This is a genomic window from Pseudomonas sp. HMSC063H08 (assembly GCF_001813645.1).
GTDB lineage: Bacteria > Pseudomonadota > Gammaproteobacteria > Pseudomonadales > Pseudomonadaceae > Pseudomonas > Pseudomonas aeruginosa.
This window is the reverse complement of record NZ_KV813325.1, coordinates 1-9,804: the sequence shown is the minus strand read 5'-3', so window position 1 is coordinate 9,804 and position 9,804 is coordinate 1. Positions and strand designations below refer to the sequence as shown.

Here is a 9,804-nt window from a genome sequence, read left to right as displayed (position 1 = left end):
TCATCGCCAACGCCATGCTCTTCGCCCATGTGCTGACCACCGAGCAGATTCCGCAGAGTATCGCCGCCTGGGTCACCGACCTCGGGCTGTCGCCGTGGATGTTCCTGCTGGTGGTGAACATCGTGCTGCTGATCGCCGGCAACTTCATGGAGCCCTCGGCGATCATCCTGATCCTGGCACCGATCTTCTTCCCCATCGCCATGGAGCTGGGTATCGATCCGATCCACCTCGGCATCATCATGGTGGTGAACATGGAGATCGGCCTGATCACCCCGCCGGTCGGCCTCAACCTGTTCGTCACCTCGGCGGTCACCGGCATGCCGCTGGGCGCGACCATCCGCGCGGCGCTGCCGTGGCTGATGATCCTGCTGGTGTTCCTGATCATCGTGACCTACATCCCGTCGGTATCCATGGCATTGCCGAACTGGCTGGGGATGAGCTGACGGAACGGTAACGACGGCGGAAAACCCCGCCCTGTGCTCGGGCCTTCGGCAAAAATCCGCTTATGCCGTGGGCCCGTGCCCCGCAGTTGACGGGCCGGGCCACCTGTCGATGGCTGGCACGCCGCTTGCTCAATCGCTCGCAGTGCCCCTGGCACCGGCTTTCGGTTCGCCCGGCGAACCGCGCCCTTCGGCCACGAACCGGATGGCGGCCCCTTCCCCTGTGCCGACGTGCGCCAGCACGCGCGGCGGGTGGGCGGCGATCCCGTCCCCCCAGCGGTCTTCATACCCTGAAGTCCAAATGAAGAAGCCCGGCGAACGCCGGGCTTCTTCATTTCTGTCCTTGTGCTTTTTCGTTCTTTGATGAGAGCGGAAAATTATTTTTACTTATAAATAAAAAAGCACCTACACCGAAATACTGAAACACTTCTCTGGCAAACCGTGGCGTTTTTTCGGCGGACCGCCAACAAGCTGGCGAGCCCCCCTCCAAAAGTCAGAATACCGTCTCGCGAAATTCATTGATCGGCATCAACGATCCGGCTTGATCCGCGGCTTATAGCCCGATTTCGAGCAATTTCAAGCTTTCCCCGTAGCGGATGGCAAGACTTCCCCTATCACATGAAAAAACCGCCCTATTCCGGGCAGGTCTTAGATTCCTCTTCTATCTTTGGCACTCGCGACTTACAGGAATGCGTCATCTAATTACTTTGAGTAGGAAGCTATTGACGTGGATCAGCATTCAACAATAGCCGCTGCCGCCTAATGGCTTCACTCTCAATTCCTATAGGGAGATTCCGAAAATGTCCCAAGAATCCAGCCAAAAACTCCGACTAGGAGCGCTAACGGCTCTGGTTGTCGGCTCGATGATCGGAGGGGGCATCTTCTCCCTTCCGCAAAACATGGCAGCCAGCGCCGGCGTCGGCGCCGTCCTGATCGGATGGGCGATCACCGCCGTCGGCATGCTCACCCTCGCTTTCGTCTTCCAGACCCTCGCCAACCGCAAGCCCGAACTCGACGGCGGCGTGTACGCCTACGCCAAGGCCGGCTTCGGCGACTACATGGGTTTCTCCTCGGCCTGGGGCTACTGGATCAGCGCCTGGCTGGGCAACGTCGGCTACTTCGTCCTGTTGTTCAGCACCCTCGGCTACTTCTTCCCGATCTTCGGCAAGGGCGACACCGTCGCCGCGATCGTCTGCGCCTCGGTCCTGCTCTGGGCCCTGCATTTCCTGGTGCTGCGCGGGATCAAGGAGGCGGCGTTCATCAACACCGTCACCACCGTGGCCAAGATCGTGCCGCTGTTCCTGTTCATCCTGATCTGCCTGTTCGCCTTCAAGCTGGACATCTTCACCGCCGACATCTGGGGCAAGAGCAACCCGGACCTGGGCAGCGTGATGAACCAGGTGCGCAACATGATGCTGGTCACCGTCTGGGTGTTCATCGGCATCGAGGGCGCGAGCATCTTCTCCTCCCGCGCGGAAAAACGTTCCGACGTCGGCAAGGCCACCGTGATCGGCTTCATCACCGTCCTGCTCCTGCTGGTGCTGGTCAACGTGCTGTCCATGGGCGTGATGACCCAGCCGGAACTGGCCAAGCTGCAGAACCCGTCGATGGCGCTGGTACTCGAGCATGTGGTCGGCCACTGGGGCGCCGTGCTGATCAGCGTCGGCCTGCTGATCTCGCTGCTGGGCGCGCTGCTCTCCTGGGTGCTGCTGTGCGCCGAGATCATGTTCGCCGCGGCCAAGGACCACACCATGCCGGAGTTCCTGCGCCGCGAGAACGCCAACCAGGTGCCGGCCAACGCCCTGTGGCTGACCAACATCTGCGTACAGGTGTTCCTGGTGGTGGTGTTCTTCACCTCGGGCGACCCGGACGGCATGGACCCGTACACCAAGATGCTGCTCCTGGCCACCTCGATGATCCTGATCCCGTACTTCTGGTCCGCCGCCTATGGCCTGCTGCTGACCCTGAAGGGCGAGACCTACGAGAACGATGCCCGCGAACGCAGCAAGGACCTGGTCATCGCCGGCATCGCCGTGGTCTACGCGGTCTGGCTGCTCTACGCCGGTGGCCTGAAGTACCTGCTGCTGTCCGCCCTGCTGTATGCGCCCGGCGCGATCCTCTTCGCCAAGGCCAAGCACGAGGTCGGCCAGCCGATCTTCACCGGAATCGAAAAACTGATCTTCGCCGCAGTCGTCATTGGCGCCCTGGTGGCTGCCTACGGCCTCTACGACGGTTTCCTCACCCTCTGATTACTCCACTGGAGACGTGAAATGAGCACGGAAAAAACCAAACTTGGCGTCCACTCCGAAGCCGGCAAACTGCGCAAAGTGATGGTCTGCTCGCCCGGACTCGCCCACCAGCGCCTGACCCCGAGCAACTGCGACGAGTTGCTGTTCGACGACGTGATCTGGGTGAACCAGGCCAAGCGCGACCACTTCGACTTCGTCACCAAGATGCGCGAGCGCGGCATCGACGTCCTCGAGATGCACAACCTGCTGACCGAGACCATCCAGAACCCGGAAGCGCTGAAGTGGATCCTCGATCGCAAGATCACCGCCGACAGCGTCGGCCTGGGCCTGACCAGCGAGCTGCGCTCCTGGCTGGAGAGCCTGGAGCCGCGCAAGCTGGCCGAGTACCTGATCGGCGGCGTCGCCGCTGACGACCTGCCCGCCAGCGAAGGCGCCAACATCCTCAAGATGTACCGCGAGTACCTGGGCCATTCCAGCTTCCTGCTGCCGCCGTTGCCGAACACCCAGTTCACCCGCGACACCACTTGCTGGATCTACGGCGGCGTGACCCTGAACCCGATGTACTGGCCGGCGCGACGACAGGAAACCCTGCTGACCACCGCCATCTACAAGTTCCACCCCGAGTTCGCCAACGCCGAGTTCGAGATCTGGTACGGCGACCCGGACAAGGACCACGGCTCCTCGACCCTGGAAGGCGGCGACGTGATGCCGATCGGCAACGGCGTGGTCCTGATCGGCATGGGCGAGCGCTCCTCGCGCCAGGCCATCGGTCAGGTCGCCCAGTCGCTGTTCGCCAAGGGCGCCGCCGAGCGGGTGATCGTCGCCGGCCTGCCGAAGTCCCGCGCCGCGATGCACCTGGACACCGTGTTCAGCTTCTGCGACCGCGACCTGGTCACGGTCTTCCCGGAAGTGGTCAAGGAAATCGTGCCCTTCAGCCTGCGCCCCGATCCGAGCAGCCCCTACGGCATGAGCATCCGTCGCGAGGAGAAAACCTTCCTCGAAGTGGTCGCCGAATCCCTCGGCCTGAAGAAGCTGCGCGTAGTCGAGACCGGCGGCAACAGCTTCGCCGCCGAGCGCGAGCAATGGGACGACGGTAACAACGTGGTCTGCCTGGAGCCGGGCGTGGTGGTCGGCTACGACCGCAACACCTACACCAACACCCTGCTGCGCAAGGCCGGCGTCGAGGTCATCACCATCAGCGCCAGCGAACTGGGTCGCGGTCGCGGCGGCGGCCACTGCATGACCTGCCCGATCATCCGCGACCCGATCGAGTACTGACAGACAACCCGCTCTCGAGCTGAACGGCGGCGTCCCCAGGAGGGGCGCCGCCCACCGACTTCCCACAAGGAGATCAATCATGGCTTTCAACATGCACAACCGTAACCTGCTCAGCCTGATGCACCACAGCACCCGCGAGCTGCGTTACCTGCTCGACCTGTCCCGCGACCTCAAGCGCGCCAAGTACACCGGCACCGAGCAGCAGCACCTGAAGCGCAAGAACATTGCCCTGATCTTCGAGAAAACCTCCACTCGCACCCGCTGCGCCTTCGAGGTGGCCGCCTACGACCAGGGCGCCAACGTCACCTACATCGACCCGAACTCCTCGCAGATCGGCCACAAGGAGAGCATGAAGGACACCGCGCGGGTTCTCGGCCGGATGTACGACGCCATCGAGTACCGCGGCTTCAAGCAGGAAATCGTCGAGGAACTCGCGAAGTTCGCCGGCGTTCCGGTGTTCAACGGCCTGACCGACGAATACCACCCGACCCAGATGCTCGCCGACGTGCTGACCATGCGCGAGCACAGCGACAAGCCGCTGCACGACATCAGCTACGCCTACCTGGGCGACGCGCGCAACAACATGGGTAACTCCCTGCTGCTGATCGGCGCCAAGCTCGGCATGGACGTACGCATCGCCGCGCCGAAGGCGCTCTGGCCGCACGACGAGTTCGTCGCCCAGTGCAAGAAGTTCGCCGAGGAAAGCGGCGCCAAGCTGACCCTCACCGAGGATCCGAAGGAAGCCGTGAAGGGCGTGGACTTCGTCCACACCGACGTCTGGGTGTCGATGGGCGAGCCGGTGGAAGCCTGGGGCGAGCGGATCAAGGAACTGCTGCCCTACCAGGTCAACATGGAGATCATGAAGGCCACCGGCAACCCGCGGGCCAAGTTCATGCACTGCCTGCCGGCGTTCCACAACAGCGAGACCAAGGTCGGCAAGCAGATCGCCGAGCAGTATCCGAACCTGGCCAACGGCATCGAGGTGACCGAGGACGTCTTCGAGTCGCCCTACAACATCGCCTTCGAGCAGGCCGAGAACCGCATGCACACCATCAAGGCGATCCTCGTCTCGACCCTCGCCGACATCTGACCGCGCTCCTGCGCCCCGGCCCACGCGGCCGGGCGCAGCCGCCTTCCGGAGGTAACCGATATGCGTATCGTCGTCGCATTGGGCGGTAATGCCCTGCTACGCCGTGGCGAACCCATGACCGCGGACAACCAGCGGGAAAACGTGCGGATCGCCGCCGAACAGATCGCCAAGGTGGCGCCCGGCAACGAGCTGGTGATCGCCCACGGCAACGGCCCCCAGGTCGGCCTGCTGGCCCTCCAGGGGGCCGCCTACGACCAGGTCTCGCCCTACCCGCTGGACGTCCTCGGCGCGGAAACCGAGGGCATGATCGGCTACATGATCGAACAGGAGATGGGCAACCTGCTGCCGTTCGAAGTGCCGTTCGCCACCATCCTCACCCAGGTCGAGGTGGACGGTAAGGATCCGGCGTTCCAGAACCCGACCAAGCCGATCGGCCCGGTCTACTCCAGGGAAGAAGCCGAGCGCCTGGCCGCCGAGAAGGGCTGGAGCATCGCCCCGGACGGCGACAAGTTCCGCCGCGTGGTGCCCAGCCCGCGGCCGAAGCGGATCTTCGAGATCCGCCCGGTGAAGTGGCTGCTGGAGAAAGGCACCATCGTCATCTGCGCTGGCGGCGGCGGTATCCCGACCATGTACGACGAGGCCGGGAAGAAGCTCAGCGGCGTCGAGGCGGTGATCGACAAGGACCTCTGCTCCTCGCTGCTGGCCCAGGAGCTGGTGGCCGACATCCTGATCATCGCCACCGACGTCGACGCGGCCTACGTCGACTGGGGCAAGCCGACCCAGAAGGCCATCGCCCAGGCCCACCCGGACGAACTGGAGCGCCTCGGCTTCGCCGCCGGCTCCATGGGACCGAAGGTCCAGGCCGCCATCGAGTTCGCCCGCGCCACCGGCAAGGACGCGGTGATCGGTTCGCTCGCGGACATCGTCGCGATCACCGAGGGCAAGGCGGGAACGCGGGTCAGCACGCGCAAGGCGGGCATCGAGTACCGCTGATACACCACCCCCAGGGCCGCTTCGCGGCCCTTCTTCATTCTCCTCCGCCGGCATCGGGCGAAGGGCGGATAGCGCCACGCGTCATCCGCCGCCTCCGCGGACGCCCCGGCGCCGCGCCTCTGCGCGCGGACTTTCAAGCAAGTCCCGCAACACTCGCCCACGCACCACCTCTGCCAACAGCCCGGCCATGGGCGTCAATCCCCCCACGGCAGACCGCCAGCACTTGTGGAAAGCCCACGCAACGCGGTATTCAGTAGGAAAATACGTGACTCGATAGTCATGATTCACGTCAGCATAGTCACCCTGATCATTTCAACGGCCACTGGCTCGTGCCCGGGTCCGTGAAGCTCGCCTCGCCGACGGGAAAGGCCGCCATCGCCGCCACGCGCTTCCCGCTCCGGACCAGGCAGCAGCCCGGCACGCGAACGACTATTCGAAGGAGTTTCTGAGTGATGTCTCGACTACCGGTCATTGTTGGTTTCGGTGGCTACAACGCAGCAGGCCGTAGTTCCTTCCACCACGGCTTCCGTCGCATGGTCATCGAATCGATGGACCCGCAGGCGCGCCAGGAAACCCTAGCCGGCCTGGCGGTCATGATGAAACTGGTCAAGGCCGAAGGCGGCCGCTACCTGGCCGAAGACGGCACGCCGATGTCCCCGGAGGACATCGAGCGGCGCTACGCCGAACGCATCTTCGCCTCTACCCTGGTGCGACGCATCGAACCGCAGTACCTCGACCCGGATGCAGTCCACTGGCACAAGGTCCTCGAGCTGTCCCCTGCCGAAGGCCAGGCGCTGACCTTCAAGGCCTCGCCCAAGCAATTGCCCGAGCCGCTGCCGGCCAACTGGTCGATCGCTCCCGCGGAGGATGGCGAGGTACTGGTGAGCATCCACGAGCGCTGCGAGTTCAAGGTCGACAGCTACCGTGCGCTGACGGTGAAGTCCGCCGGCCAGTTGCCCACCGGTTTCGAACCGGGCGAGCTGTACAACTCGCGCTTCCACCCGCGCGGCCTGCAGATGTCGGTGGTCGCCGCGACCGACGCGATCCGCTCCACCGGCATCGACTGGAAGACCATCGTCGACAACGTCCAGCCCGACGAGATCGCGGTATTCTCCGGCAGCATCATGAGCCAGCTCGACGACAACGGTTTCGGCGGCCTGATGCAATCCCGCCTGAAGGGCCACCGGGTCTCGGCCAAGCAACTGCCGCTGGGCTTCAACAGCATGCCCACCGATTTCATCAATGCCTACGTGCTCGGCAGCGTCGGCATGACCGGCAGCATCACAGGCGCCTGCGCCACCTTCCTCTACAACTTGCAGAAGGGTATCGACGTCATCACCAGCGGCCAGGCCCGGGTGGTCATCGTCGGCAACAGCGAGGCGCCGATCCTGCCGGAGTGCATCGAGGGCTACAGTGCCATGGGCGCACTGGCCACCGAAGAAGGCCTGCGCCTGATCGAAGGCCGCGAGGACGTGGACTTCCGCCGCGCCAGCCGGCCGTTCGGCGAGAACTGCGGCTTCACCCTGGCCGAGTCCAGCCAATACGTAGTGCTGATGGACGACGAACTGGCCCTGCGCCTGGGCGCGGATATCCACGGCGCGGTAACCGACGTGTTCATCAACGCCGACGGTTTCAAGAAGTCCATCTCCGCCCCCGGCCCGGGCAACTACCTGACGGTAGCCAAGGCGGTGGCCAGCGCGGTGCAGATCGTCGGCCTGGACACCGTGCGCCACGCCAGCTTCGTCCACGCCCACGGCTCCAGCACGCCGGCCAACCGGGTCACCGAATCGGAAATCCTCGACCGCGTGGCCAGCGCCTTCGGCATCGACGGCTGGCCGGTCACCGCGGTGAAGGCCTACGTCGGCCACTCCCTGGCCACCGCCAGCGCCGATCAACTGATTTCCGCCCTGGGCACGTTCAAGTACGGCATCCTCCCTGGGATCAAGACCATCGACAAGGTCGCCGACGACGTCCACCAGCAGCGCCTGAGCATCTCCAATCGCGACATGCGCCAGGACAAGCCGCTGGAGGTGTGCTTCATCAACTCCAAGGGCTTCGGCGGCAACAACGCCAGCGGCGTGGTGCTGTCGCCGCGAATCGCCGAGAAGATGCTGCGCAAGCGCCATGGCCAAGCGGCCTTCGCCGCCTACGTCGAGAAGCGCGAGCAGACCCGCGCCGCCGCCCGCGCCTACGACCAGCGCGCGCTGCAGGGCGACCTGGAGATCATCTACAACTTCGGCCAGGACCTGATCGACGAACACGCCATCGAGGTCAGCGCCGAACAGGTGACGGTGCCCGGCTTCAGCCAGCCGCTGATATACAAGAAGGACGCGCGTTTCAGCGACATGCTCGACTGAGCGCCGCCACAACGGAAAAGGCCCGGCTAGACCGGGCCTTTTCGTTTCAGTGCAGCGCGCGCGCCAGTTGGATCAGCTCGCTGCGCCACTCGGCGAGCCTATCTGGATGCGCTGGATCAGGTGATGGCCAGTTCCAGCGTTTCACCGACAGCCGCTGGAAGTTCACGGGTACGATGCCGATCTGGACTTCCAGCGTCCCATGGATGAACAAACAGCGACGAGGTTCCTGACGGAGCTGAAAAAGCACGGATCGGCCAATTTTGACATCAAGTTCCACGGTGAAGCTCCCATTGAGTTATCAGGCACTGGATATCCGTTCTGATAGCCCCTCGAAACACCTATTTATTGACAGGTATTTTCTCATCGCTGGAGGAAATTACATAGTAAAAAAATACGAACCCCAGCCATAGGGGAAGCATTGCCTCACAATCCCCACTGAAAAAAGAGCAGGCAAACCCTACCAGCCAAACCGCAAGAAGAATTCCACTCAACACCTGTGTGGTCTTACTGCGAAATATCAGTCCTCCAGAGGTACTACGCCAACCTAGAATCAGCAACGGCAGGAGCATAAAACAGACGGTAAAGGCGACCGCGCAAGAGATAAACCAGGAAACTACTATATTGTCCCTCCACGTTGGATACAGCATTCTATCCAGACTCAAAGAGGTTGCTAAAACTTCTGAAAGCACAATGGAAACTGGAGTCGCCAAATAGAGAAAAACCAAAAGCACACGACTTCTCCTCACGACTACCGGAGATGGCAGGAAGAATATAGCGAGCGCCAAAATAAGCGCACAAATCGAATACCGCTCCAGATAGATCTTATCGGTAAGCTGCCGGAGCAACTCGCCTTGAAATTTCTCTTCAGCGGTCAGTCTTGAAGCATAGTCATTCATATTCTCAGGATAGATATCTGCCAACACCTCATAACTTTTTAAAACATCCATGCCCAACGAAGCTGAGAATAGATAAATCGATACGCTCGCCATCACAGCCGCAGCTAAAACACGAAAACGATAGATCGATGGATATATTGGCATAGTGCCCTCCCGCAAACGCGAGAACTCTACGCTCTACATGCTCTCCCCGTGTGCGATTACGATGGAGTTTTCATGGAGCCCATGATCCTCCCCAGGCTTCGGAAAAAATCACACAGGAACTTACTCAGGCGCCACCCCTATCGGCACCGGCCGACAGCTCAACGAAAAGCCCCGCTCATGCGGTCATGCCGTTCACCAAAGTGAATATTTGGTGAGCCACTGCCGAATCCCGCTGTCAGTCATCTGCTGCGGGCTATTTGCATGTTTTCTGTCAGCCCGAGCGGGCAAAACATCGTAATCTCCCATAGAGACCAGAAAACAGATCAGAAAAACGCCGCGCCCCAATTGGGGCGCGGC

The 9,804-nt window shown here is 62.4% G+C and carries 7 protein-coding genes and 1 pseudogene; 6 read left to right on the top strand and 2 right to left on the bottom strand.

The genetic code is table 11. The features are described 5' to 3' along the window. The 6 genes and pseudogenes from dctM to fabY form a co-directional block, all read left to right on the top strand. Window positions 1–443: pseudogene (gene dctM, locus HMPREF2924_RS00515) on the top strand (C4-dicarboxylate TRAP transporter large permease protein DctM); the annotation flags it as partial. 797 nt (window positions 444–1,240) lie between these two features. After that, a complete protein-coding gene (gene arcD, locus HMPREF2924_RS00510; RefSeq protein ID WP_023094936.1) occupies window positions 1,241–2,689 on the top strand; it encodes an arginine-ornithine antiporter in 1,449 nt (482 codons plus the stop codon). Between the two features lie 21 nt (window positions 2,690–2,710). Further along, entirely contained in the window at window positions 2,711–3,967 is a 1,257-nt protein-coding gene (arcA, locus tag HMPREF2924_RS00505; RefSeq protein WP_003135932.1) for an arginine deiminase, read from the top strand. Between the two features lie 79 nt (window positions 3,968–4,046). After that, window positions 4,047–5,057: an ornithine carbamoyltransferase gene (locus HMPREF2924_RS00500; RefSeq protein ID WP_003100031.1), complete on the top strand. Its 1,011-nt coding sequence runs from the start codon at window positions 4,047–4,049 to the stop codon at window positions 5,055–5,057. Window positions 5,058–5,117: 60 nt separating this feature from the next. Beyond that, window positions 5,118–6,050 (top strand): carbamate kinase, encoded by a 933-nt coding sequence (gene arcC / locus HMPREF2924_RS00495; RefSeq protein WP_003096199.1) that lies wholly within the window; start codon window positions 5,118–5,120, stop codon window positions 6,048–6,050. Window positions 6,051–6,502: 452 nt separating this feature from the next. Next, window positions 6,503–8,407: a beta-ketoacyl-ACP synthase FabY gene (gene fabY / locus HMPREF2924_RS00490; protein ID WP_003135933.1), complete on the top strand. Its 1,905-nt coding sequence runs from the start codon at window positions 6,503–6,505 to the stop codon at window positions 8,405–8,407. A gap of 46 nt (window positions 8,408–8,453) precedes the next feature. Here fabY and HMPREF2924_RS35340 read toward each other — a convergent pair whose 3' ends face one another. Together HMPREF2924_RS35340 and HMPREF2924_RS33725 are read right to left on the bottom strand one after the other, a co-directional pair. Continuing rightward, window positions 8,454–8,684 (bottom strand): hypothetical protein, encoded by a 231-nt coding sequence (locus HMPREF2924_RS35340; protein ID WP_123809160.1) that lies wholly within the window; start codon window positions 8,682–8,684, stop codon window positions 8,454–8,456. Window positions 8,685–8,745: 61 nt separating this feature from the next. Further along, window positions 8,746–9,447, bottom strand: coding sequence for a hypothetical protein (locus HMPREF2924_RS33725; RefSeq protein ID WP_023094937.1), 702 nt, complete (start codon window positions 9,445–9,447; stop codon window positions 8,746–8,748). Window positions 9,448–9,804 lie beyond the last annotated feature (357 nt).